General features: G+C 58.5%; 21 protein-coding genes. 9 read left to right on the top strand and 12 right to left on the bottom strand.

Features of this window, described 5'->3' with window-relative positions; all coding sequences use genetic code 11:
- Positions 1–119 precede the first annotated feature (119 nt).
- Positions 120–947 (bottom strand): PspA/IM30 family protein, encoded by an 828-nt coding sequence (locus I6J19_RS03175; protein WP_038627044.1) that lies wholly within the window; start codon positions 945–947, stop codon positions 120–122.
- 161 nt (positions 948–1,108) lie between these two features.
- On the opposite strand from I6J19_RS03175, the gene I6J19_RS03170 reads away from it, so the two are divergent.
- Entirely contained in the window at positions 1,109–2,410 is a 1,302-nt protein-coding gene (locus tag I6J19_RS03170) for a serine hydrolase (RefSeq protein WP_038627046.1), read from the top strand.
- A 93-nt stretch (positions 2,411–2,503) separates the two neighbouring features.
- Here I6J19_RS03170 and trxA read toward each other — a convergent pair whose 3' ends face one another.
- The 10 genes from trxA to I6J19_RS11030 form a co-directional block, all read right to left on the bottom strand.
- Entirely contained in the window at positions 2,504–2,884 is a 381-nt protein-coding gene (gene trxA, locus I6J19_RS03165; RefSeq protein WP_005511980.1) for a thioredoxin, read from the bottom strand.
- A 142-nt stretch (positions 2,885–3,026) separates the two neighbouring features.
- Positions 3,027–3,875, bottom strand: a complete 849-nt coding sequence (locus I6J19_RS03160) for a fumarylacetoacetate hydrolase family protein (protein ID WP_038627048.1) — start codon at positions 3,873–3,875, stop codon at positions 3,027–3,029.
- An 89-nt stretch (positions 3,876–3,964) separates the two neighbouring features.
- On the bottom strand, positions 3,965–5,161 hold the full coding sequence (locus tag I6J19_RS03155) for an acyltransferase family protein (protein ID WP_038627050.1): 1,197 nt from the start codon (positions 5,159–5,161) through the stop codon (positions 3,965–3,967).
- Positions 5,162–5,303: 142 nt separating this feature from the next.
- Positions 5,304–6,896, bottom strand: coding sequence for a replicative DNA helicase (gene dnaB / locus I6J19_RS03150; protein WP_038627052.1), 1,593 nt, complete (start codon positions 6,894–6,896; stop codon positions 5,304–5,306).
- Positions 6,897–7,632: 736 nt separating this feature from the next.
- Positions 7,633–8,085: a 50S ribosomal protein L9 gene (rplI, locus tag I6J19_RS03145; protein ID WP_005511982.1), complete on the bottom strand. Its 453-nt coding sequence runs from the start codon at positions 8,083–8,085 to the stop codon at positions 7,633–7,635.
- A 100-nt stretch (positions 8,086–8,185) separates the two neighbouring features.
- Positions 8,186–8,752, bottom strand: a complete 567-nt coding sequence (locus I6J19_RS03140) for a single-stranded DNA-binding protein (RefSeq protein WP_005511984.1) — start codon at positions 8,750–8,752, stop codon at positions 8,186–8,188.
- Between the two features lie 121 nt (positions 8,753–8,873).
- Positions 8,874–9,161, bottom strand: a complete 288-nt coding sequence (gene rpsF, locus I6J19_RS03135; RefSeq protein WP_005511978.1) for a 30S ribosomal protein S6 — start codon at positions 9,159–9,161, stop codon at positions 8,874–8,876.
- A gap of 311 nt (positions 9,162–9,472) precedes the next feature.
- Positions 9,473–9,664 (bottom strand): hypothetical protein, encoded by a 192-nt coding sequence (locus I6J19_RS03130; protein ID WP_049181968.1) that lies wholly within the window; start codon positions 9,662–9,664, stop codon positions 9,473–9,475.
- On the bottom strand, positions 9,665–12,145 hold the full coding sequence (locus I6J19_RS03125) for a transglycosylase domain-containing protein (RefSeq protein WP_038627056.1): 2,481 nt from the start codon (positions 12,143–12,145) through the stop codon (positions 9,665–9,667). It lies immediately after the preceding gene.
- An 11-nt stretch (positions 12,146–12,156) separates the two neighbouring features.
- Positions 12,157–12,528 (bottom strand): DUF5318 family protein, encoded by a 372-nt coding sequence (locus tag I6J19_RS11030; RefSeq protein ID WP_224786660.1) that lies wholly within the window; start codon positions 12,526–12,528, stop codon positions 12,157–12,159.
- 272 nt (positions 12,529–12,800) lie between these two features.
- Here I6J19_RS11030 and I6J19_RS03115 point away from each other — a divergent pair, with 272 nt between their 5' ends.
- The 4 genes from I6J19_RS03115 to I6J19_RS03100 all read left to right on the top strand — a co-directional run bounded on the left by I6J19_RS03115 (position 12,801) and on the right by I6J19_RS03100 (position 16,452).
- Positions 12,801–13,886: an inositol-3-phosphate synthase gene (locus tag I6J19_RS03115; RefSeq protein ID WP_016421706.1), complete on the top strand. Its 1,086-nt coding sequence runs from the start codon at positions 12,801–12,803 to the stop codon at positions 13,884–13,886.
- A gap of 522 nt (positions 13,887–14,408) precedes the next feature.
- On the top strand, positions 14,409–14,900 hold the full coding sequence (locus I6J19_RS03110; protein ID WP_038627058.1) for a MarR family winged helix-turn-helix transcriptional regulator: 492 nt from the start codon (positions 14,409–14,411) through the stop codon (positions 14,898–14,900).
- 159 nt (positions 14,901–15,059) lie between these two features.
- On the top strand, positions 15,060–15,992 hold the full coding sequence (locus I6J19_RS03105; RefSeq protein WP_038627059.1) for a universal stress protein: 933 nt from the start codon (positions 15,060–15,062) through the stop codon (positions 15,990–15,992).
- Between the two features lie 43 nt (positions 15,993–16,035).
- A complete protein-coding gene (locus tag I6J19_RS03100; RefSeq protein WP_038627061.1) occupies positions 16,036–16,452 on the top strand; it encodes a hypothetical protein in 417 nt (138 codons plus the stop codon).
- 156 nt (positions 16,453–16,608) lie between these two features.
- On the opposite strand, the gene leuS is transcribed toward I6J19_RS03100, so the two are convergent.
- On the bottom strand, positions 16,609–19,527 hold the full coding sequence (gene leuS, locus I6J19_RS03095; RefSeq protein ID WP_038627063.1) for a leucine--tRNA ligase: 2,919 nt from the start codon (positions 19,525–19,527) through the stop codon (positions 16,609–16,611).
- A 60-nt stretch (positions 19,528–19,587) separates the two neighbouring features.
- Between leuS and I6J19_RS03090 the strand changes: the two genes are divergently transcribed.
- The 4 genes from I6J19_RS03090 to I6J19_RS03075 all read left to right on the top strand — a co-directional run bounded on the left by I6J19_RS03090 (position 19,588) and on the right by I6J19_RS03075 (position 23,422).
- Complete coding sequence (locus I6J19_RS03090) at positions 19,588–20,199, top strand: SdpI family protein (RefSeq protein ID WP_038627065.1); 612 nt, start codon at positions 19,588–19,590, stop codon at positions 20,197–20,199.
- A 71-nt stretch (positions 20,200–20,270) separates the two neighbouring features.
- Positions 20,271–21,254: a bile acid:sodium symporter family protein gene (locus I6J19_RS03085; RefSeq protein WP_038627067.1), complete on the top strand. Its 984-nt coding sequence runs from the start codon at positions 20,271–20,273 to the stop codon at positions 21,252–21,254.
- 108 nt (positions 21,255–21,362) lie between these two features.
- Complete coding sequence (locus tag I6J19_RS03080; protein ID WP_016421714.1) at positions 21,363–22,493, top strand: DUF695 domain-containing protein; 1,131 nt, start codon at positions 21,363–21,365, stop codon at positions 22,491–22,493.
- Between the two features lie 14 nt (positions 22,494–22,507).
- Positions 22,508–23,422 (top strand): hypothetical protein, encoded by a 915-nt coding sequence (locus tag I6J19_RS03075; RefSeq protein ID WP_235191279.1) that lies wholly within the window; start codon positions 22,508–22,510, stop codon positions 23,420–23,422.
- Positions 23,423–23,447 lie beyond the last annotated feature (25 nt).

The raw sequence follows: 23,447 nt of genomic DNA, 5'->3' as shown, positions 1-23,447 counted from the left end.
CTGGTGCGGCTGACGCGAGAAAGTGTCGGGGTTTATGGCATTTTAGGATGGTTTTTCCCGCTCAGACTGCCATAAACCCCGACACTTTCTTGTTGGCGATTGTTGGCAACTGGTGAAGGCTACTTCGCTTCGTCTGCGTCCGTTGTGGTGTCCTCAACGGCCTCGGCGGACTCCAGCTCGCCGGCATTATCCTTCGCGGCAGAACCGGATTCGAGAGCAGCGCTTTCATTATTCATCTGGGCACGAATTTCGGCCAGGCGCATGTCGGCAGCGGCATCGCGAGTCGAAGTCTCGATCTCAGCCATGCGACCTGCTTGTGAGGATTCCGCGAGCTCCTGAGCGCCCAACGCATTGGCGTAGCGACCTTCAATCTTCTCACGGACCGAATCTAAAGTCGGCACATTCGGATCCTCGGAAATACCCTGCATGCTCTGGAGAGTCTTCGACGCGGTCTCTTGCATCTTGGCCTGATCCGCCTGCGACTCCAGCTTGCGGATATCCTGCTTAATCTGCTCGTAGCGAGCCTGCGACTGCTGCGCCTGACGCTGTGCCTCCTCAGCAGCAGATACGGCCTGCTGGTGGAGCTGCGTAGTATTTTCCAGCTCCTTTTCAACATTCACCAGCTGGGTGGCAAACGCCTCAGCAGTGCTTTCCATCTTCTGTGCAGTGGCCTCATCGCCCTTGGCACGAGCCTGATCCGCATTGGCGAGTGCCTGGCGGGTGTTCTCGGTAATCTTGTCACGCTCGGAGGTCAACCGCCCCAGCTGCATTTCCAGCTGATTGCGGTTGCCGATGATAGCCGCAGCCTGACGCTGAATCTCCTGATGGCGCTGACGCTCGGCCTCAGCTGCCTGTGCAATCTGAACCTTCGGATCCGCATTGTCCTCGATTTTCTTATCGAACGAAGACATCATGTACTTCCAGCCCTTGGCAAATGGATTAGCCATGCAAATCCAACCTTCCTCAACATATGCGGAATAACTAATCGGAACCGAGAAGATTCCATCTCTTAAAAAATTGTACGTGAGCTAGCTCGCTCTCTCTCGGCAAACGGAAAGAGCTGGTTACCGACAAGCAAGACTCCCCCAGAGTTGTAAACTCTCTAAACATGGTTCATTGCCCTCAACGCGCGTACCGCGGACTTGCCGCGAGTCTCGCCGCGGTAATTACTCTGTCAGCAACTGCGCCGCTGGCTAACGCGACAGTCACCGCAACTGCTGACTCCACCGATACCGGCGCATTTTCGCAGGTAGTCGTCGCAGCTCCATCCTCAACGGAGCCGACTAAGCCCTCCGACGCAAAAACCAAGAAGACCACCGAAAAGCCAGCTGAAAAGACTCCCGAGAAGAGCACAGGAAAAACCACAGAGAAGTCGGCGGAACAGTCGCCTGAGAAGTCGACTGAGAAAACCTCTTCAACGACATCGGAAACGTCCTCAACGGAGCCGTCGGAAAGCACTGCGAAAAGTGAGCCGAAGGCGTTTCCCCCACTTGTGCCGGGGGCGAAGACCCAGTGGGGCCTTGGCGTCCAAACTCGTCTCGACCAAGTGACCGAGGAGTTTGATGCTAAGGGCGGCATGCTCGGCATGGGCATCCTGGATCGCCAGACCGGTGAGTTCATCTGCAACGCACACTGTGATGATGTTTTTCGCCTCGCCAGCCTGATGAAGGTATTCATCGCCGATGTCGTGGCCTACTCCAACTACACACAGCCGAAGAAGGACGAGATCGTCGCTGGCCAGGGCGATATGCCGGTTGAGGGCAACCCTGACGCCATGCTGCGCGACGACATGATTCGATACTCCAACAACGAAGCAACTGACGAGCTGTGGGATTCCTACGGCGGTGTACGCATCGTTGACAATGTCCGGCAGCGCTACGGCCTGTCGGATAAGACCGTCGGCTCGCCTATGTGGGGAGCCACCACTAGTACGCCAGCCGACATGGTCGCCTACTTTGACCGCATGCTGAGCGAAGAAGGCGGACTGAGCGACACGGAGACCAAATACATGCGTCAGCTGATGTACTCACTGCCGCGCTACTCCTACGGCGATGCAGACCAGAACTTCGGTCTGCGTGCAGCGCTACCGAAGGAAACGATTGCCAACAAATCCGGTTGGTACGAAGAGCAGCACACCACTGCCGGATTCCTTGGCGACGATGACCGTTACGCTATCGCGGTTCTGGGCAAAAACCTGACCGCCAACGACCTCACCGAAGCTGTCAAGCACGTGTTCCCGGGCGGGCAGGTTCTGCCAACAGGTGAGAAGGAGACAAAGCATGCCCGCACCAGCGCGGCACTGTCGATTGAGGAGGACTCAAACAAAGTCGCTCCAGCCCTGTGGGCACTAGTAGCGGCACTCGCTGGCTTTGGTATTGGCTGGCTCATTCGTGGCCAGCGCGCGGACTAGATACAAAAAGCCCCCGCGGGCTTGAGGCGCGGGGGCTTATCCGGCAGTGCTCCAAGTTGGAAAACGCACAGTATGCGGACTAAATCGCAGAATTTACTCGGTAGCGCTATCCTGTGCGGCCTGCTCGGCAATCTGCGCACGGACATCATCCATGTTCAGCTCCGAAGCCTGGCCAACCAGGTCGCTCAGAGCGGTCTCAGGCAGCACACCAGAGTGCTGGAACAGCAGGATTCCCTCGCGGAAAACAAACAGCGTCGGAATCGACTGAATGCCCAGGGCGGCCGAAACCTCCTGGTTGGCATCGGTGTCCAGCTTTGCGAACACTACCTCTGAGTGCTTCTCCGAAGCCTTCTCATAAATCGGGGCGAACTGGCGGCACGGACCGCACCAGGATGCCCAGGCATCAACGAGCACAATGTCGTTGTTCTGAATAGTCTCAGCGAAAGTCTCGTTCGTAATATCAACAGTTGCCATGGGTCTAACTCCTCTTACTCTTTAACGTCGTGTTCTAACTTCACGTTCTTTACGTAGGTTTTTACCCGTTAGTCTCCCACAACGCACGCGGGGGTCGATTCATTCCCGCCGGGTTCGCGGGGACGTCGTAAAGCGGCGCGTGCTAGTGGTTGATGCGGACGGTGTTGATCTGTTTACCCAGGCCATCGATGGTGATAATCATTTCCTGACCATCCTGAAGGTAGGTCTGCGGGCTCATGCCGTGGCCAACACCCGCCGGCGTTCCCGTGGAGATGACATCGCCCGGGTTCAGCTGCACGAACTGTGAGATGTAGGCGATTAACATCGCCGGGGAGAAAACAAGGTCCGCAATCGGGGCATCCTGGCGCAGCTCTCCGTCGACATATGTGCGCACCCGTGCGGAGTCCGCATCGAAAGCATCGGCTGTGAGCATCCACGGACCGAAAGCACTGGCGCGCTGCAACGTCTTCCCCTGTAGCCACTGCGCGGTGGCGTACTGGAAATCGCGCTGGGTGAAGTCATTCATAATCGCGTACCCAGCGATAGCGTCCTGCGCCTGCTCCTCCGACACCCGCAAGCAGGTCTCGCCGACGATAACCGCGAGTTCGCCTTCATAATCGAGCTTTTCCGCGCAGGCCTCCGGCACTCGGATATCATCCTTCGCACCGGCGACGGCATCGGCAAACTTCGCGAATAGCGTCGGCACCTCGGGGCGCTGGTGTCCCATCTCATCGATGTGCGCGGCATAGTTCAGGCCAACACAGACGATCTTGCCCGGCCGCGTGATCAGCGGTGCGAACGCCCACGCGCTCTCCGCCATGACGTTGTCAGGGTTGTCCCCCGCCTCCGCCAAGAGTTCTTCCGCTTCACGACGCCACGTTGGCCGCGCTAACACATCTCCGAGACAGTGGTCATCAAAAAGGACCGCTACGCCGTCGCCGAGAACAGCGGCGCGGGTTGCACCCTGGTATCGCAACGTTGCTAGACGCATGGCTTTCTCATTTCTTTATGGCTATTCTCTGTGTCACTTCTGCCGCCTGATCGGCTCTCGGTTCCACGCTACCGCCTTGTTGAGCTGAATTAGGAAGCAGGTTCGCTCTTTGGTTGACGCAGAGCCTCGCCTTCAGGCTGGGAGGGAAGATTCTGGCTGCGCTGAAGAGCACGCTGTCCCGGCGTAGTCATGCGCACTACCCAAGCAGGACGGACGAAGAGCCATCCGGCACCGATGGCAAGCAGCAACCTGTGCAGACCGAGACACAGCATCGCCGCGATGATGGCCACCAGCGGCGTCATGATGACCAAGTGTGGGTCCTTCGGCAGGATGAGGTCGCAAATAATCATGACCACAACCAACATTGGAATGTGCATGAGGAAGATAGGCAGCGTTCGGCCGCCAATCTTTTCAAAGGGCACAACTAGGCGAGTGTTCTGCAGCATCGCCATAACATTGATTGCAGCCAGTGCGCCAGTGGTGGACAGGTACACGTGGGTGAAGCCGACGTTGCCTTCGTTAAAGCTCGCGTAGGTCGCCTGCACCCAGATTGCCACCGACAGGAACGCCGTCAGCGTCACTAGCAGTGAGAGGCCGCTGCGACGCTGTGCCATCCGGAAGATCCAGGGCGCACCGTACATGCCCAGCACGTAGAAGAACAGCATCTTGCTGACAAAGTCCCACGACCAGCTGGATGAGGCAAAAGGCGCCCATGCACTAATGAGGCCTGAAACGATGAGCTGAATCACCGGATGTACCCAGCGGAATGCTCGTGTGAGAATTGCAAATAGCGCCAGCGCCCACAGGAACCACAGGTAAGAAGTTGGCTCGATGACCGCGTGAAGCGTGTTGTAAATCCGCGGCCCCCACGCGCCGCGGTCCGCAATCGACGGCGGAGACACGATGCCATCGGCATCCACGTGCGTATATGGCATGAGGAAAAGCACGAAGTCACGCAGTGGAACCCAAATCACGTAGAGATAGACCATCACCCAGATTCGGCGATTGGCCAACTTATGCCACGACTCCTTGAGTGCCTTGCCGGCGAACAGACCAGATAGCAGGAAAAACAGCGGCATACGGATTGGTCCGAGGAAGAAGTTAATCCCCGCCCACTGCGCCGTGTAGTAACCGTGCGCTTGCAGCTCTGTGATGGCATGGCCAAGCACAACCAATAGAATGCACAGCCCCTTGGCCGCATCTACCCAGCCGACGCGCTGTTTCGGCGCACTCTTATGCCTTTTAGCTTTGGCTTCCGCTGCCGCGGGAGCGGCAGTTGGTGACATAGTGCTTCCCCGCTTCCCGACGACTCCGCGTAACCCTCAAAACCTTCAAAACCGTCAACACACGAAAACTCGCCCCATTGACTGTCACTCACCTTACCTAGCCACCCGGATTGCACTAATTCTGGGTGGCTAGGCCAGGAACCTAGAGAGAACCGCTGGGCTCCTCCGCCAGGTTGGCGAACCTGGAGTAGTGCAGCTGGTGGGCCACAGCAATGCTTCCGGTCGGTCCACCACGGTGCTTTGCGACGATAATATCCGCCTCACCAGCACGTTCATGGTCAGCCTCCTGCGAGTCCGGCCGGTAAATCAGCATGACGATATCGGCATCCTGCTCCAGTGAGCCCGACTCACGCAGGTCCGAGACCTGTGGCTTCTTATCCGTGCGAGCTTCCGGACCACGGTTCAGCTGCGAAATTGCAATCAGCGGTACCTCGAGTTCCTTCGCCAACAACTTGAGCTGACGGGAGAACTCCGAGACCTCTTGCTGTCTGGACTCGACTTTTTTACCCGAGCTCATCAGCTGCAGGTAGTCGACCACGATCATCTTCAGATCGTGCTTCTGCTTCAGCTGACGTGCCTTCGCGCGAATCTCCATCATGGTCAGGTTCGGCGAGTCATCAATAAACAGCGGAGCATCGCGGATCTTGTCGCCGACCTCGACCAACTTGGTCCAGTCCCGCTCATCCAGGTCACCGGAGCGCAAAGATGCCATGTTGATCTTCGCCTCTGCGGACATGATGCGCATCATGATTTCATTGCGCGACATCTCCAACGAGAAAATTGCGCTGGTCATGCCGTTGCGAATCGAGGCCGAACGCATGAAGTCCATCGCCAGCGTGGACTTACCCACACCCGGGCGAGCCGCAATAATCACCATCTGACCTGGGTGAAGACCGTTTGTCAGCTTGTCCAGGTTGGTAATCCCCGTCGGCACACCCTGCGCCAGACCGCCGTTTTGGGTAATAAGATCCAGTTCCTCCAGCGTGTCATCCAGGACATCGGCGATGGGAACGTAGTCATTCTTCGTGTTCTCACGTCCAACACTGAAGATGAGCTGCTGCGCCTCATCCACCAGCTGCTCCGGCTCCGTGTCCTCCGCGCCCGCATAGCCGATCTGGGCGATCTTCGTGCCGGCCTCTACCAGGCGACGGATTGTCGCCTTCTCCGCAACAATGCGGGCATAGAACTGCGCATTCGCCGCCGTTGGCACCAGGGAGGCCAAGGTGTGCAGGTACAGCGGACCACCGATGCGCTCCAGGTCTCCAGTTCGATCCAGACGACCTGCCAGCAAAATGGGGTCAATTTCCGAGGACTCACCGTAGAGGTGCAAAATCGCCGAGTAAATCGTCTGGTGCGCCGGTCGGTAAAAATCCTCCGGTGTCAGCTGCTCGTACACATCCGCAACGACCTCTGAGTTCAGCAGCATCGCGCCGAGCACACTCTGCTCCGCCTCGATATTGTGCGGCGGCGTGCGCTCAAAAGTCGCGCCAGCGACCGCACTCGCACGAGCGCCACGACCACGGTCTCGCTCCCAGTCCCGCGCCCCAGATCCGCTTGCCGACGATCCGTTGCCCGAGCTCTGCGAGAAAGAATACTCCTCCGGTGGAGCATCCTCTACCGGCGGTTCCGGGGGCAGCGGAACGTCATCGAAAGAATCATCGTGGGAACTTACCGAGTAGGACGACGCCTCGTCCCCTGCTCCTGAATGACCACCATCACCTACAGGCTGACTCATCGTGAGCAGCTCCTCCCCTTCTGGACCACTTAGGTGCCTTTTCAACCCTGTTGCTGACTGACCGTCACATTCAATATGTCTGTTCCGACCGCCAGCACTGGACACCTGACTACCTACCGCAGTTATACCTGTTCGAGCGGATTGACGGACCTGTAAAAGTACCCTTGAAGGCCCCAGAAAACAATCTTCTACGGCGTTTATCCCCGAAGTTATCCACAGCACCTGTGGATAGGCCTGGGGAGAACATGTGCACAATCAAGAAAAGTCCAGGTGAACGGTCCGTAACCCTAAACCGCCGCTTGAATGTTAACGGGGGTAGCGGAGTTTCAACCCGAAAATATTCTATCTACGCAGGTCAGTACATATTTGCCTTAATCCTGCACAAATGTAATCCTCTGTTGCCCTTTTAGCATCGATGCTGCTCATGCGGAGATTATTAACGATGAATTAATAAAAATCTCGCGTTCTCCAGAAAAGTTATCCACGGCAGCCAGGCAAGTTACCCACAGGTTTATCCACAACAATCATCGTTAGCCTGTGGACAAGTCGTAGATGCTCTTTCCAGCACCTGCGTAAAAGGCTTTAAGCCAGCCTTAAACCACGAAAAGCCCCGACCTTTCACTACGAAAGATCAGAGCTTCACGTGTGCTGTTGTCATTGGGCCTCAGAGCCCGCGCACATCCTTAGGCGCGGCGCTCGTCGGCCGCCGTCAAAGTAAAAACTTTAAACCGCGAACTTACGCGGCGACGACCTGTACGGAAACATGCGCGGTAATCTGCGGGTGCAGCGCGATGTCAACGGTGTGCTTACCAAGGGACTTGATCTGGCTCGGAGCAAGCACGACTGCGCGCTTGTCGATAGCCTGACCGGAAGCCTTACGAACTGCATCGGCGATGTCACCCTTGGTGACGGAACCGAACAGCTTGCCATTTTCCGAAGCCTTCACAGCAACGGAGACGTTGTCGAGCGAATCAATCTTCTGCTTGACTTCACGTGCATGGTCGAGGTCGCGGATAGCGCGAGCCTCCTGGGCACGACGAATGCCCTCGATCTGCTTTTCTGCGCCGCGGGTGGCAACAATTGCCAGTCCGCGAGGAAGCAGGTAGTTACGTCCGTAGCCGGCCTTGACCTCAACGATGTCGCCTGCGACACCGAGCTTGTCAACGTCGGCGGTGAGGATCAGCTTCATGATCCCTGCCTTTCGCTGGATATGTCTTTAAAAGATTATGAGAATTGTGGATGCTAAATCTGCTGCAAACTAGTCACGTAGTGCCGTGGCTGGAAGGAGCTTAGAACGGAGGCTCATCGCCGCCGAAGCCGCCACCGGCCGGAGGAGCTGAGTTCCACGGATCTTCCGCAGGAGCTCCGCCACCAAAACCGCGATCACTCTGTCCACCCTGGTTGCCTTGGTTTCCACCAAAGCCACCGCCGAAACCACCACCGGCATTTCCACCTTGGCCGCGGTTACCGCCGCCAAAGTTTCCACCGCCGTTGCGTGGAGTGCGCGTGACCTGAGCTCGAGCGAACTTCAGGGACGGACCCACCTCATCGACCTCAACCTCAAAGACGGTACGACGCTCGCCCTCGCGGGTCTCGTAGCTGCGCTGGCGCAGACGACCCTGGACGATGACACGCATGCCCTTGGAGAGACTTTCGACAGCGTTCTCCGCTGCCTCACGCCACAGGCTGCAGGTGAGGAACATGCCCTCGCCGTCAACCCACTGGCCATCTCGGTACACCCGCGGAGTCGACGCGACGCGGAAATTCGCCACGGCGGTGCCGTTCTGGGTGTACTTAAGCTCCGGGTCAGCAACCAGGTTGCCAACCACTGTGATTTGTACGTCTCCCTGAGCCATGCTTCTTCTCCTCGGTTGTATTCTGTCGAGCTGATGATGGGGCTTTCGCCCGCTATCCTACGGCTTTCGCATTACCGGTGTGCCCCATTCGAGCACTCTGGATACGCAAATATGACGCAGATTAACGATCAACCCGCAGCACCTTGGTGCGCAGGATGCTGTCGTTCAGATTCAGACGACGGTCGAGTTCCAGCACGGTTGCGGACTCGCAGGTGAGGTCGACGACAACGTAGATGCCGTCTTCCTTCTTCTCGATCGGGTAGGCGAGGTGGCGCTTACCCCAGATGTCCACCTTCTCCACCTTGCCGTTCTCCTTGCGGACAACGTCGAGGTACTTCTCCAGGGACGGGCCTACGGTGCGCTCATCCTGAGACGGATCGATAATAATCATTACTTCGTAGTGACGCACGGACCTCATCACCTCCTATGGTCTAGTTCTTGTATTTCGGCTACACAGCGTGGTGCGCTGGCACTATCTTTCATGCCAGCCGCTATGCAGCAGGAGGATCGTTGCGTCAAGCAACCCTGCCAGGGTACCGCAGGCAGAGGTATATGTCCTAATCGCAGGCGCCGTCGGCAAGCAGTACTGGCAAGCGGCGTCGGGGCGCCGAATTCAAAGAGACGCACACAGAGCTACTGCGTGCGTCTCTTTAAATTGTGAAGTTGTCGCGTGCTTGGTGGGCAGTTAGCGCTCTAACAACTAACTATCAGGCCTGCGTCCTACATTGCTGTCGAGGAAGCATGCGCCAACGCAATAATCACCGGAATGACTGTCGCGAACAGGAAAGCTGCCAGACACAGAACCCAAATGATTGCTGTTTTCCACTTCTGCATGAAGCCCCAAAAAGCCGTGCCGAACATCAGGAAGCCAATCGCGACGCAGACGATGGTGAAAATCACCCACGTATCCACTTACTGTCCACCCCCAGAGTTACCAGGGTCTCCGCCGCCTTCATTGCCACCACCGAGACCACCGCCCCCTGGAAGCGGGATGGGCAGCAGGTCAGCGATTCCGCCACCGCCACCACCGCCGCCGTCGCCGCCCGGAAGCGGAAGTGGTGCAGGCTGCTCATTGGAGGACTCAGGGGTCGACTCCTCGGATGACTCCTGTTCGGTGGTCTCCGGGGCATAGTCCTGGCCATAGTTAGAGTCAGAGGTCGACGGCGCCTGGTACTGCGGTGCACCTGCGACACCGCCGATTGGTTCCGGCTTAGTGAAGTACTCAAAGTCCTCGTTAGCCAGTGCGTTATCCATGGTGTACTTCCACAAATCACCCGGGGTTTGGGCACCATACATGACTCCACCGTAGGAGTTGTAGAGCGCCGAACCATCGACGTTGCCAACCCATACTGCGGTCGACAGCTGCGGGGTCGAACCAATCATCCACGCATCCTTGTTCTGGCCGGTGTCACCCAACTGCGTAGTACCGGTCTTGGCAGCCGACGGGCGACCACCGCCCAAAGGCTTGTTACTGTAGCCCGCAATGGGCTCCATGGCTGATATCACGTTGGTGGCCACTGCCTTAGAGACTCGACGGTCACCCTTGTCGGCATTGGACTCGTAAACGATCTCACCCTTGGAGTTTTCGACCTTCTCTACGAAGTGCGTCTGCTGGTAGACGCCGTCATTAGTCAGCGTAGCCAGACCAACAGCCATATCCAGCGGACGTGAGAGGTACTGACCCAGGGTGATGCCGTCCTGCGAGTGGCCATTGTCATCCATCAGAGTCTTTTCAATACCCGGGATCGACTCGGCCACACCCAGGCGATGAGCCATCTTGGCGGTGTCATCCGGGCCATTCTTCAGGTCACGCTGCAGGCGAATAAACGGGGTGTTCAGCGACTGCTTCAGGGACTCGTAAATCGGGAGAACACCACCGCCGGCGCCACCGGAGTTGTACAGAGTAGCGTTACCGGACTGGACAGGTGCCGAAGAGTACTGCGCGGTCAGAGGAATGCCCTGATCAAGCGCTGCTGCCAGCGCAAAGATCTTGAAAGTAGAACCGGTCTGCAGACCGCTGTTCGCGTAGTCCCAACCAGTCGGATCATCGCCACCGTAGTAGGCGCGGACAGCACCGGTCTTCGGCTCCACCGAGACGATGGCGGCGCGCAGACCTGTTGACTGGTCGACGTAGTTCTCCATCGCATCCAGGGCAGCCTGCTGCACCGTCGGGTCAATGGTCGTCGTAATGCGAAGGCCGCCAGTGTTGACCTCCTGCTCGGAGATTCCCTCGCGCTCCAACTCAGCCAGCACCTGATTCTTAATCATGGCAGCCGGGCCGGGCTCCGGAGCCTGCTTCGGCGCCAACGCCGGATCGATGGTCTCCGGGTACTGCATTCCCGCGCGGTCCTGCGGCGAGACGATGTTCATCTCCACCAGGCCATCGAGGACGTAGTTCCAACGCTGCTCCGCCTCTGGACGGTTAGTCCACGGATCCAGTGCGGATGGACGCTGAATCGAGGCCGCCAGCACAGCACCCTCTTCGGCATTCAGCTCACCGACTTCCTTACCGAAGTAGGCCTTCGACGCTGCCGCGATACCGTATGCGTTACGACCAAAGTAAATCGTGTTGAGGTAGGCCTCAAGGATTTCGTCCTTAGTCCACTCCCGCGCCATCTTCGCCGACATCACCAATTCCTTGGCCTTACGGGTCAGCGTGCGCTCATTGCCCACCACAGCATTCTTGACGTACTGCTGCGTAATGGTCGATCCGCCACCGGCACTGGAATTACCAGTCACGACTCCCAGAGCCGCACGGCCATAACCGGTCAGGGAGAAACCCGGGTTGGTATAGAAATCACGATCCTCGGCTGCCAGCACTGCATTGCGTACAGCATCCGGCACCTTGTCGATTGTGATGTTGCTTCGGTTACCGCCCTCGGGGACGATGCGCGTGATTTCCTTTTCACCAGTACGGTCATAAATCACCGCAATCTGGCTATTGGCCAACTCCTCTGGCTCCGGCACGTCCGTTGTCGCATAAGCAACACCGAACACAACTACCGGCAACAGCACGACCAACGCCACGGCTAGACCGAGCCACGCTAAAATTCGCCGCTTATTATCAGTCGGCTGTTCTTCCTGTGCCATCGAGCTTTCCTCTTCATGGTCATCTGGTTCATGGTCATCTGGGGCGTACTGCCCCTTCGCCGGGTCCAGCTCGCTTGCCGACGTCATCTCTGAATCGGTGGCCAGACCCTCGTCATTGCCACCGACCGAAACAGCATCAATGCTGTCGCTGGAATCGTCGTCAAGCGATGCGTCATCGGAGCGTGCGTGCGTATTGAAGGAATCAGCATCCGGCTGATCCCACCACTCGTCTGATGAATTAGAACCCTGGCCCTCGTGAGGGCTGTTAGGACCGCCTGGGCTATCGGGTCGATCATTGCTCACGGGTGCTCTCCCTAGTTTTCTGACTCTTCTCGAGCTGCCTGAAGTGTCCGGGTCAGGAAACTCCACTTGCAGTCGGGGCACACCTCAACTTCTTTGACGGTGCACGAACCATATTCATTAACTATTGCGGATAATTCGTTTTCAGTACAAGCAGAGCCGGAACGACGGCCCAAGTTTTCTCCGAACACCCAGAATACGAGTCGGAGATGGAATTTGCGACATACTGGGCACTCTTCCTGGGACTTTCTGCCGTGAAAACGCGCGGCAGCGACCAGCCGAGCATCGGCATCACAGAGTGATTTCCGTGAAATCTCCCCTACACGCCACTGCTCCAATAACTGCTTCTTGAGCAAGGAGTGATCAATCTCGCCCTGCCATGTCATCACGAAGACAGATTAGCAGGCTCGTGCGGGCTGGTTTCACCCCCGCTTTATCGGTAAACACATGCCCCCTCACGGTTCGGGCATCGGCAAAAAACGCATAAAGGTATAACGTCACGCTCGTTACCTCAATGCGCGCGCCCACTCACGGCCGCACCGCTGGCGCAAGGTCCTGGTGCGGGGTTCTGATGCTAGGTCTTGATGCGAGTTCCCGGTGTGAGTTCCCGGCGCGAGGTCAAAGCCTCCGAGCACATAGTTTCAAGGAGAATTACTAAATGAGTTCAATTCGCGTCGCTATCGTCGGCGTCGGCAACTGCGCCTCTTCCCTGGTGCAGGGTGTCGAGTTCTACCGCGATGCAAAGCCCGATGAGACCATTCCTGGCCTCATGCACGTCGTCTTCGGCGACTACCACGTCTCCGATGTCGAGTTCGTCGCAGCTTTCGACGTTGACGACAAGAAGGTCGGCAAGGACCTCTCCGAGGCCATTGTTTCCTCCGAAAACTGCACCATCAAGATTGCCGATGTCCCGACTCTCGGCGTTGAGGTTCAGCGCGGCCCGACCCTGGACGGCGTTGGCAAGTACTACGCGGACACCATCGACGAATCCCCGGCTGAACCGGTCGACGTAGTTCAGGCGCTGAAGGACGCCAAGGTCGATGTCCTGGTCTCCTACCTGCCGGTCGGTTCCGAGCAGGCCGACAAGTTCTACGCACAGTGTGCCATTGACGCTGGTGTGGCCTTCGTCAACGCCCTGCCGGTCTTCATCGCATCCGACCCGGAGTGGGCCAAGAAGTTCGAAGACGCGGGCGTTCCGATTGTCGGCGACGATATCAAGAGCCAGGTCGGCGCAACCATCACCCACCGCGTCATGGCCAAGCTGTTTGAAGACCGCGGTGTTCGCCTCGAGCGCACCCTGCAGCTCAACGTCGGCGGCAACATGGACTTCAAGAACATGCTCGAGCGCGACCGCCTCGAGTCCAAGAAGATCTCCAAGACCCAGGCTGTCACCTCCAACCTCACCGGTCCGCTGGCCGGCAAGATCGATGACCGCAACGTCCACATCGGCCCGTCGGACTGGGTGGACTGGCTGGATGACCGCAAGTGGGCCTACGTCCGACTCGAGGGCAAGGCCTTCGGCGAGGTGCCGCTGAACCTTGAGTACAAGCTCGAGGTCTGGGACTCCCCGAACTCCGCCGGCATCATCATCGATGCTGTTCGCGCGGCCAAAATCGCCAAGGATCGCGGCATCGGCGGCCCGGTTTACGCCGCTTCTTCCTACCTGATGAAGTCCCCGCCGAAGCAGCTTGCCGACGATGTTGCGCGAGCACAGCTCGAAGCATTTATTAAGGGCGAAGACTAAAAGGTACAAGCACTCAAAAGTACAAGCGAGCAGCTCCGAGAGCATGTTCCTTGAAAAGCGCCAGCCGGTTACCCATGCAGTAGCCGCTGGCGCTTTTGTGCTCCTCTATCCCCTATCCTCCCCGTTTCCTTCCACGCCCTCCTCGCCCTACTCGCTGCTGCGCCCACCTCGTCCCTGCCATGGATGCGTGCGCTGCAGTCGTCGTAAAGCTGACAGCAATACATCCGAGAGGATTGATTCGCGAGATATATCGCAAGCCGAAAGTATTCGCGAGAGTAGCCGGATGGCTACCTCCAAGCCAACGTTCTAAGTACAGAAGAAGTGACACTTTAGGGGGTTTCTGCCAGCGCCGAAAAAACCTTATACGCAGATAGGTTTAATGCTTTGTACTGGGGTTTTAGATGATCGATGGAGGATTCCTAATGATTTCATTGCCGAAATCACCAGTTGTAGAAAAATAAATAGCACCCCAAATAAATTTCGTATTGGCAACTAGCGCTGTTCGCATATAACATCGTCGCTATGACATTATCTTCGGGCTCGATTGGCAATCCTAATGCCGTTACTCCTCTGTCGCTCGCTAAGCGCATTCGCCCTCTCCTGACTCGCGCTGAGCTGCTCTACAGCCGCCGCTCCTCGGAGTCCCAGCTCAGTCGTGCGCAGCTGTCCATCATGATGACCCTGGAGGCACTGGGCGCCTGCCGTATCAGCCAGTTGGCTGAGGCCGAGGCCATCCGCATGCCCACCGCCTCCAACGCCGTGCACCACTTGGAGGTCGCCGGCATGGTGGAGCGCGTCCGCGACAGCAAAGACCGCCGTGGCGTCCGCGTTGAACTGACCGACCGTGGCCGTGAAGAACTGCACCGTGTTTCTGAAGAGCGCAATCAGCAGATGGCTGAAATGTTCAGCACGCTGACCCAGGAAGAGCTGGAATTTGGCGCTGGTCTTGAGACGATTCTGTCCAAGATTCTCGAAAACTACCCGGAGCATCCAAAGACAAACCCAAGCGTCTAGTCTCTTTTTCAGCTTAGCCCTGCCCTCTTTAAGCCCACAGGCAGGGTACATAGCTTTTACACGTCATCAGTGCCGTTTTATATATGCCCGCCTATCCACGTAGGCTATTACCCAGAAGCACCACTTGGATATTTCTGAGTAATCACAGGAGGATTAGCGATGGCTTCCCGCCCGCTTCGTATCATGATTGCGTGGCGTCCAGGCGAGTACGGCACCGAAACGCTTGCTTACGCCGCTTGGTTAGCTCGCACCACGAAGGTGCAGATTCGCATCGTCAGCGCACTGTCGCGCGGCTGGCCGCTGACCTCACTGGCTCGGCTGAGCACCAATGACTCCTGGGTTGCCCACGAAACCGAGTCTCTTGAAAAAATCATCAAGGATGAGCTAAAGCTCGCTGGCCTGCGCAAGGGCATGCTTGACGACGATGCCGTGCGGATCATCGAATCCTCCAGCGAATCTACAACTATCTGCAACGAGGCCGAAGAATTCGAAGCTGATATGGTTCTGCTTGGCACGCGCCGAAGCAATACCAAGGACTGGGCCGCCAAGAACCGCAGTCGCTTTACCGCGGGGTCGACTTCGGATGCGCTGCTGCACTACTCGCCAACTCCACTGGGGCTGGCTATCCCCGGCGCGAAACTTTCTAAGCATGGTGTGACCCGTGTCAGCATTTGTTACATTGACACTCCGCAGTCGCACCACGCATTGAATAAGGCTGCTGACCTGGCACACCGTTGGGAAGTTCCCCTGCGTCTGGTCTCGTTTACGCCCCGCGGTGCGACCATGTACCCGACGGAGAACGGCTACGGCCCCTCCTCGGACCTGATGATTGAGTGGCGCGAGCAGGCGATGGGGCTGCTCGACCGCGGTACCGACCGCGCGCATACCCGTTACCCAGATCTGTCCATCGATGCGGACGTGGCCTCCGGCAACGGTTGGGAAGAGGCCATTCAGTCCATCAAATGGAAGAAGGGGGACTTGCTCGTTTTGGGTTCGTCTACTCTTGGCCCATTCGGACGAATCTTCATCGGATCGTCGACTAACCACATCGTTCGCCACAGCCCGGTGCCAATGCTGATTACTCCGGCCTAGTATGGCAAGCACATCAGAAGGGATTTAGAGGCGAGGGGAGCAGATGGTGGATAACGCACCGGGGCACAGTAAACCGGAGCGCAGCGAGGATGAAATCTTCGACGAGCTTGAGCGCAAGATGTATTCCGGCAGGCGCGCCTACATCTACACCGCGGGTGTGATTCTTACTACGCTGCTCGCGGGCCTCATTATCGGCATCGCTGGCGCGATTGTCGGTGGCCCCACCTGTGATGCGGATAAGTCCAGCTTCCTCTGCTCCCGCACGTGGGAGATTCTTTTTCCCGTTGTTCCAGGCGTAATCTCCCTGGTTGGCTGCCTTTTTGGTTTCTGGCAGACCTACGTGGAGTGGAAGAACTTCCGCAACTGGCGCCCGTGGCTCGCCATGTGCTGGGTGCTCATGCCCTTCACTTTGATGTGGATGCTCTCCACATTCGGCGTCCTGATTCTGGGCGTTAAGTAGGGGTAAGAGGCGGCCAGCCTCGACGCCACCCTCTTGAGGTTTTTGCGAGAACGCCTCAAGCGAGAAAGTGTCTGGGCTTATGGCAAATTTGAGCCGATTTTAGGCCTTAAACTGCCATAACCCCAGACACTTTCTTGTACGCACTGGCCTCCCTGGCTACTTCTTCACAACCAGGTTGACCATCTTGCCCGGAACGACAATGACCTTCACGATATTGCCACCGGCGCTCTCCACCGCTGCGACAACCTTTTCGTCGGCACGCGCGACGGCCTCGATATCCTCGCGGGAAGCATCGGTAGCCACGTCAATGCGGGCACGGACCTTGCCGTTGATCTGAACTGGCAGCTCAACGGTGTCATCGACCAGCCACTTCTCGTCAACTGCCGGCCACGGACCGTGCGCCAGGGACTCGGAGTGGCCGAGGCGGCTCCACATTTCCTCCGCGATGTGCGGTGCCACCGGGCCCAGCATGAGAGCCAGCGGCTCCACAGCGGCGCGCGGTGCACCGGCCGATCCGTAGGTCTTGGTCAGGTAGTTGACGTACTCAATGAGCTTTGCGACGGCCGTGTTGTCACGCAGTTCTGCGTAGTCAGAGGTAACCCCTTCCACGGTGCGGTTGAGCGCCTTGAGGTCGTCGTCGGAAAGCGCTGCGTCCGTGACGGCGAGCTCACCGGAGTCCTCATTGACCACCAGACGCCAAGCGCGCTGGAGGAAGCGCTGCGAGCCGACCAGGTCCTTCGTCGCCCACGGGCGGGAAGTGTCGAGTGGGCCCATGGCCATTTCGTAGACGCGCAAGGTGTCGGCGCCGTAGTTGTCGCAGACCTCGTCGGGGGAGACGGCGTTCTTCAGAGACTTGCCCATCTTGCCGTACTCCTGGAAAACCTCCAGGTCAGAGCCGTCTTCGGCGCCACCTGGAATGAAGAACTTACCATCGCGCTCAACTACCTGATCCGCCGGCTGGTAGACACCACGAGCATCGGTGTAGGCGTAGGCCTGAATGTAGCCCTGGTTGAACAGACGGCGGTACGGCTCCTTGGAGGTCACGTAGCCGAGGTCGAAGAGGACCTTGTGCCAGAAGCGGGAGTAGAGCAGGTGCAGCACCGCGTGCTCGACGCCGCCGACGTAGAGGTCGACGCCGCCTGGATCGTCCTTGCCGTGCGTCTCCGGACGGGGGCCGGTCCAGTAGCGCTCGTTTTCCAGGTCAACGAACTTTTCAGCGTTGTTCGGGTCGATGTAGCGCAGCTGGTACCAGGAGGAACCTGCCCAGTTCGGCATGACGTTGGTGTCTCGGCGGTACTTCTTCTTGCCGTCTCCGAGGTCGAGCTCGACGTTGACCCAGTCAGTGGCCTTGTCCAGTGGGGCCTTTGGCTCGGTGTCGGCATCGTCCGGGTCGAATGTGACCGGCTTGTAGTCCTCGACCTCCGGGAGCTCGACCGGAAGCATGGACTCGGGCAGTGCGTGGGCGTGACCGTCCTCGTCGTAGACGATGGGGAAGGGCTCGCCCCAGTAGCGCTGGCGGGCGAACAGCCAGTCGCGCAGCTTGTACTGGACCTTCTCGTGGCCAGTACCTTCCTTCTCCAACCACTCAATGACGGTGGCGATGGCGGTGTCCTTGTCCAGGCCATTGATGTCCAGGCCGGAGTCATTGGCGGAGTTCACGCACGTACCGTTACCGACGTACGCCTCCTTTGCAATGTCACCGCCTTCAACGACCTCGCGGATTGGCAGACCGAAGGCAGTGGCGAACTCGTAGTCGCGCTCATCGTGGGCCGGGACAGCCATGATGGCACCGGTGCCGTAGCCAATCAGGACGTAGTCGGAAATGAATACCGGCACCTGTTCGCCGCTGACCGGGTTGGTGGCGTAAGCACCCAGGAAGACGCCGGTTTTCTCCTTGTTCTCCTGGCGTTCCAGGTCGGACTTGGAGGCAATTGCGGCGCGGTAAACGGCGACGGCCTCAGCTGGGGTTTCCTTGCCGAAGGTCCAGCGCTCATCCACACCCTCGTAGGAACCGCTGCCGGCTTCGACCAGCTGATCCACCAGCTCGTGCTCAGGAGCGAGCACCATGTAGGAGGCTCCGAAGAGAGTGTCCGGGCGAGTGGTGAAGACCCTGATCTTGGTGGAGACCTTCGGGCCGACCTCAGCTGCGAAGTCGACCTCAGCACCGCGGGAGCGACCGATCCAGTTACGCTGCATGGACTTGACCTTGTCCGGCCAGTCCAGCAGCTCCAGATCATCGACCAGGCGGTCGGCGTAAGCGGTGATGCGCATCATCCACTGGCCCAGCCGCTTGCGGAACACCGGGAAGTTACCGCGCTCCGAACGACCTTCGGCGGTCACTTCCTCGTTGGACAGCACAGTGCCGAGGCCCGGGCACCAGTTGACCATCGAATTCGACTGGTAGACCAAGCGGAACTCATCCACAGCTTCGCGCTGCTCAGCCTCGCTGAGCTCAGCGTAGACGCGACCGTCCTTGGTAGCCATCTCGCCGGACTCCAACAGCGGAATCAGCTCATCGATACGACGGGCCTTCTTTTGATCCTCATCGAACCAGGCGTTGTAAATCTGCAGGAAAATCCACTGCGTCCACTTGTAGTAGTCCTGGTCAGTGGTCGCGAAAACACGACGGCGGTCATGGCCAAGCCCCAGGCGGCCCAGCTGGCGCTCCATGTTGGCGATATTCGCTTCCGTCGTCACGCGCGGGTGCGTACCGGTCTGGATTGCGAACTGCTCCGCCGGCAGACCGAAGGCGTCGTAGCCCAGGGTGTGCAGCACGTTTGCGCCCTGCATACGGTGGAAGCGCGCGAAGACGTCGGTGGCGATGTAACCCAGTGGGTGGCCTACGTGCAGACCGACGCCTGACGGGTACGGGAACATGTCCTGGACGAAAAGCTTGTCTTTCGGCGGAGTCGAGCCGTCGGCAGCTGCCAAATCGCCCACCGGGTTGGGGGCGTAGAAGGTGCCGTTATCTTTCCAATACGCCTGCCACTTTCCCTCTAGCTGAGTCGCCAGCTCGGGGGAGTAGCGGTATTCAGTGGCTTCTGCCGAGGACGAGGACTTTTCGCTGTTGGTCATGGTCTCACAGTCTAATAGGTGCGTTTGGCACGTGCCCAACCACCTATATAAATTGGAAGCATGATTGTCATCCCTGTAATTACCCTGGTTCTGGCTGTTTGCATAGCCGTTGTCGCTGGTTTGGCATGGTCGGCGAAGCTGCCGGGTAATAACTGGATTGGAATTCGTGCGCCCGAGGCTCGAAAGTCCCAGGAAAACTGGGATATTACGCACCGCGTTGCCGGGCCGCCGTGGGCTGTGTCCGCCGTCGCTTTCCTCGGCGCCGCCATGCTCGCCTTCCTCGCCATCCGCCCGGAGGCCTCTGGTTGGATGTGGCTGTGGTACGCCGTCGCTCTGCTCGCCGGTATCGCCATGCTCGGCGTTGGTGCGGCGATCGGCTCGCACACCATCGCGCTTTACGACGCCAAGGTCTCCGCGGAGTCCGGCTCCGGTTGTGGGTGCGGTGACGGTGACAGCGGCTGTGGCTGTGGCTCCGCCACCACTGATGCCGCCGACACTGCAGCTGATGATGCCTGCTGCTCCGACAACCCAGCAGCAGACTGCGGTGTCTCCGGTGGCTGCAGCTCCTGTGGCCTGGAAGGACTGTGCACGGACAAGGGCTCATCCGCGAATGCCGCTTTCAAGCCTGTGGACAAGGATGCGCTGCGCAAGGCAGCTGAGCAGAAGAAGTAAAAAATTATTGCAGAGAAAAGCTTCTGCAAAATAGTAAGACAACTTCTGGTTGCCCACTAAACTATTTGTCCATGTGGCAACGAATTGTGAGTTGGCGTCCAGATCCCCTCATCGTCGGTATCGTTGCTGCAGCGATACTGGCGATTTTTTTTCCTGCAAGCGGCACTACCGCTGAGGTTTTCAGCTGGGCAACGAAGATCGCCATCGGCTTCTTGTTCTTCCTCTATGGTGCGCGTTTGAGTCCGCAGGATGCGTTGGCCGGCGTTAAGCATTGGCGGCTGCACATAACCATTCTGGCTTTCACATTCGTGCTGTTCCCAATCCTCGGCCTGCTGATGAAACCCCTGGATTGGTTTCTCTCTCCTGGCCTCTACCTGGGCATTCTGTACATGACGCTGGCCCCGTCAACGGTGCAGTCGAGTGTGAACTTCACCTCCATCGCCAAGGGCAATGTCGCCGGCGCAATCGTCAGTGCCTCGGCTTCTAACCTGCTGGGCATCGTCGTCACACCGGTGCTCGTGATGCTGTTGATGGCCACTGGTGGCGGCGTTCATGTGGATTCGTCGGTGTTCTTGGATATTTCGCTGCAGTTGCTGCTGCCGTTCGCAATCGGCCAGCTCACTCGCCGTTGGACCCTGAAGTTTGCCGCCGCGAAGACGACTAAGAACGTTGACCGACTTTCCATCGCACTGGTTGTCTATGCCGCGTTCTCCGAGGGCATGGTGCAGGGCATTTGGTCGAAGGTGCCGGCCGGCGACATCGTCATCCTCTGTGTGCTCTCGGTAGTGCTGGTGGAATTCGTTTTGCGGCTGTCCGGTTTCGTCGCAAAGAAGATGGGCTTCGACCGCAAGGACCGCATTGCCATTCAGTTCTGCGGTTCGAAGAAGTCCCTGGCCACTGGCCTGCCAATGGCCGCCGTTATCTTCGGTGCCGATGCCAGCCTCTACATTTTGCCGCTGATGATTTTCCACCAGATTCAGCTGATGATCTGTGCGGTCTACGCCGCTCGCTGGGGCAAGGAAGCAGAAGCTGAGCCGGAGCCACAACCCGCTTAACGCGGTCTAGGGCATGGAACCGAGGGGCGAATCCGGCTTGGCACATATACTGGGGCGCACAACATAAGGTTCGGTTTTAAACGAGCAAACGAAAGTGTGAGATTCAGTATGGCTAACGAGAATCCGGCTCCATTCTCTCCGGAACAGCGCGCCGCAGAAGAGACCGCGATCAATGAGTTCTGGTCGTGGTGGAACTCTTTTGGCGCCGATGCGCTCGACTCTATGTTTAGTGTCCAACTCGGTATCGATGGTGCCCCGAACGCCGCCGATGTGGACATTATTGATGTCCAGAAGGAGGTCGGCGGGCGCATCGCCGCCATTAATGACCGGCTCATCTGGGGGTTTGAGGCTGGCGCTCCGTATTCTCGCCATCTTCTGACTGTGAGCGCTGCCGGCGATCCAGAGCTGCGCCCGGTCGCTCGCCGTTGGCTGGAGGCCGCGCCTGACGACGGCGCGGTGTGGTCTTTCACCGACCTCCGCCAGGCGGATCCGGCGATGAAGCTGTCGCTGGGGGATGTCGCAGCTACGTTGGTTGCACAGGGTGCTCTCGAGGCCGATGCTCCCGCCGAGGTCGATCCGGCAGACGCCCGCGTGGCTGTTAGCAGTGGTCATGGGGCAGTGGACGTTCGCCTATTCCACCCGCTGTTCCCGGCAATTGCTCAGTTGGAGGACGGTGAGCGCTTGGTAGCTCAGCTAGGTTTCACACTGCTGCAGCTGGCTCTGGGAGAGGAGGACTTCGGCCTGTGGCTGCGCGGTTTCGCCTTCGCTGGCGAGGAGCCGGAAGATGCTATCCCGCTACCGGAGCTGGGCGGTGTCGTCGAGCAGCTCGCGGAAGAGTGCCCGGAGTGGCTCACCATTGATGCCGAAGCCAACGGCCAGCCGCTCGTCGTCGCTACTCGCGCTCCGATTACGCAGCTGGTGAGCCCGACTATGACGCAGCATGTGCTGATTCAGCTCATGCTCGCTCACATTGACGACAAGGGCTTGCCGACGGACGAGTCGAAGGAATCCCTCTCCGAGTTCAATACCGCTGCCGCTGAAGCCATCGCTGAGGACAAGGGTATTTTTGTCGCAACTGAGCAGTCCGACGGTATGGCTCTGCTGCACTTCTTTATTGACCCGGCATCTGATGCGGAGGCGGGTCTGCGAGCTGTTGCGCAGACGTGGACCGACGGAGAGCACGTTGTCGACACCGCTTACGATCCAGCTTGGCAGCGCGTCGGCCACCTGCGCGTGTAGATTGGTTTTTTGTTATGAACGCTCGTCATCGTCTTACTCCGCGACCATCTCGCGCGATTCGCCTGGGGCTTACCGGTGTCATCGCTGTCACCAGCCTTCCGCTGGCAGCCGGGAACGTCGCTGCGGCTCCGCAGCCGAAACTGACTCCACAGGGCACTATTGATGCTCCGGGGCGCACCCAGATCAGCTTTACCCACACCCCGACCGGCGCTCACTACGGTACGGCCAACGAGAATGAAGCTCGTCCGGGGCTGTCGATTGTCAAGCTCTACATTGCCGACTACGTCTTCAAGCACGGCACCGAAGCGGACAAGGCGAAGGCCACACAGATGATTCGCTACTCCGATGACAACATTGCCAGCGAGCTCTACGGCCGTTACCCGGACTCCATTAACGCCACGGCGCGTGAGTACGGCCTCAGCAACACCCACGGTGCGGGCCACTGGGGCAATTCCACGACTTCCAGCGCTGACACCGTGAAGTTCCTGGAGGCCAAGAAGCGCGAGAACCCTTCCGACCCGGTGCTGGTTGCTATGAGCACCGCGTCACCTGTGGCAGCGGATGGCTACCGTCAGGATTACGGCACCGCCACGCTGCCTGGTGTTATTGGCACAAAGTGGGGTTGGTCCGATGACCGTCAGAGCGTTCACGCCTCGGCGTCCATTGGTCCTGACTTCAGCGTCGCTGCTAACACCTACGGCACCAAGGAAGCTCACACCAGCGATGTTCAGAATGCGTTCGGTGGCACGGTGGGCACTCCACCACTGCCTGGTCTGCCCGACAGCCCGAGCCTGCCCAACATCCCAGGCGTCCCGAATCTGTCCGAGAGCCCGAATCTCGGCGAACTACTGAACTTGCCGGAATCCCCGCAGCTGCCGCAGATTCCGGGGCTGCCGAACTTCACAGGCCAGGTACCGGCGCAGTTCTAGCCACTGACCGCTAGCCGCTGGCACC

This window comes from Corynebacterium amycolatum, from assembly GCF_016889425.1.
Classification (GTDB): domain Bacteria; phylum Actinomycetota; class Actinomycetes; order Mycobacteriales; family Mycobacteriaceae; genus Corynebacterium; species Corynebacterium amycolatum.
Note: the sequence above shows the minus strand (reverse complement) of the source record. Positions and strands in the feature narration are given on the sequence as shown.

Coding starts and splice junctions, on each gene's coding strand:
- I6J19_RS03175 (WP_038627044.1), bottom strand. CDS start 947: ATGGCTAATCCATTTGCCAAGGGCTGGAAGTACATGATGTCTTCGTTC.
- I6J19_RS03170 (WP_038627046.1), top strand. CDS start 1,109: ATGGTTCATTGCCCTCAACGCGCGTACCGCGGACTTGCCGCGAGTCTC.
- trxA (WP_005511980.1), bottom strand. CDS start 2,884: ATGGCAACTGTTGATATTACGAACGAGACTTTCGCTGAGACTATTCAG.
- I6J19_RS03160 (WP_038627048.1), bottom strand. CDS start 3,875: ATGCGTCTAGCAACGTTGCGATACCAGGGTGCAACCCGCGCCGCTGTT.
- I6J19_RS03155 (WP_038627050.1), bottom strand. CDS start 5,161: ATGTCACCAACTGCCGCTCCCGCGGCAGCGGAAGCCAAAGCTAAAAGG.
- dnaB (WP_038627052.1), bottom strand. CDS start 6,896: ATGAGTCAGCCTGTAGGTGATGGTGGTCATTCAGGAGCAGGGGACGAG.
- rplI (WP_005511982.1), bottom strand. CDS start 8,085: ATGAAGCTGATCCTCACCGCCGACGTTGACAAGCTCGGTGTCGCAGGC.
- I6J19_RS03140 (WP_005511984.1), bottom strand. CDS start 8,752: ATGGCTCAGGGAGACGTACAAATCACAGTGGTTGGCAACCTGGTTGCT.
- I6J19_RS11030 (WP_224786660.1), bottom strand. CDS start 12,528: ATGACATGGCAGGGCGAGATTGATCACTCCTTGCTCAAGAAGCAGTTA.
- I6J19_RS03115 (WP_016421706.1), top strand. CDS start 12,801: ATGAGTTCAATTCGCGTCGCTATCGTCGGCGTCGGCAACTGCGCCTCT.
- I6J19_RS03110 (WP_038627058.1), top strand. CDS start 14,409: ATGACATTATCTTCGGGCTCGATTGGCAATCCTAATGCCGTTACTCCT.
- I6J19_RS03105 (WP_038627059.1), top strand. CDS start 15,060: ATGGCTTCCCGCCCGCTTCGTATCATGATTGCGTGGCGTCCAGGCGAG.
- I6J19_RS03100 (WP_038627061.1), top strand. CDS start 16,036: ATGGTGGATAACGCACCGGGGCACAGTAAACCGGAGCGCAGCGAGGAT.
- leuS (WP_038627063.1), bottom strand. CDS start 19,527: ATGACCAACAGCGAAAAGTCCTCGTCCTCGGCAGAAGCCACTGAATAC.
- I6J19_RS03090 (WP_038627065.1), top strand. CDS start 19,588: ATGATTGTCATCCCTGTAATTACCCTGGTTCTGGCTGTTTGCATAGCC.
- I6J19_RS03085 (WP_038627067.1), top strand. CDS start 20,271: ATGTGGCAACGAATTGTGAGTTGGCGTCCAGATCCCCTCATCGTCGGT.
- I6J19_RS03080 (WP_016421714.1), top strand. CDS start 21,363: ATGGCTAACGAGAATCCGGCTCCATTCTCTCCGGAACAGCGCGCCGCA.
- I6J19_RS03075 (WP_235191279.1), top strand. CDS start 22,508: ATGAACGCTCGTCATCGTCTTACTCCGCGACCATCTCGCGCGATTCGC.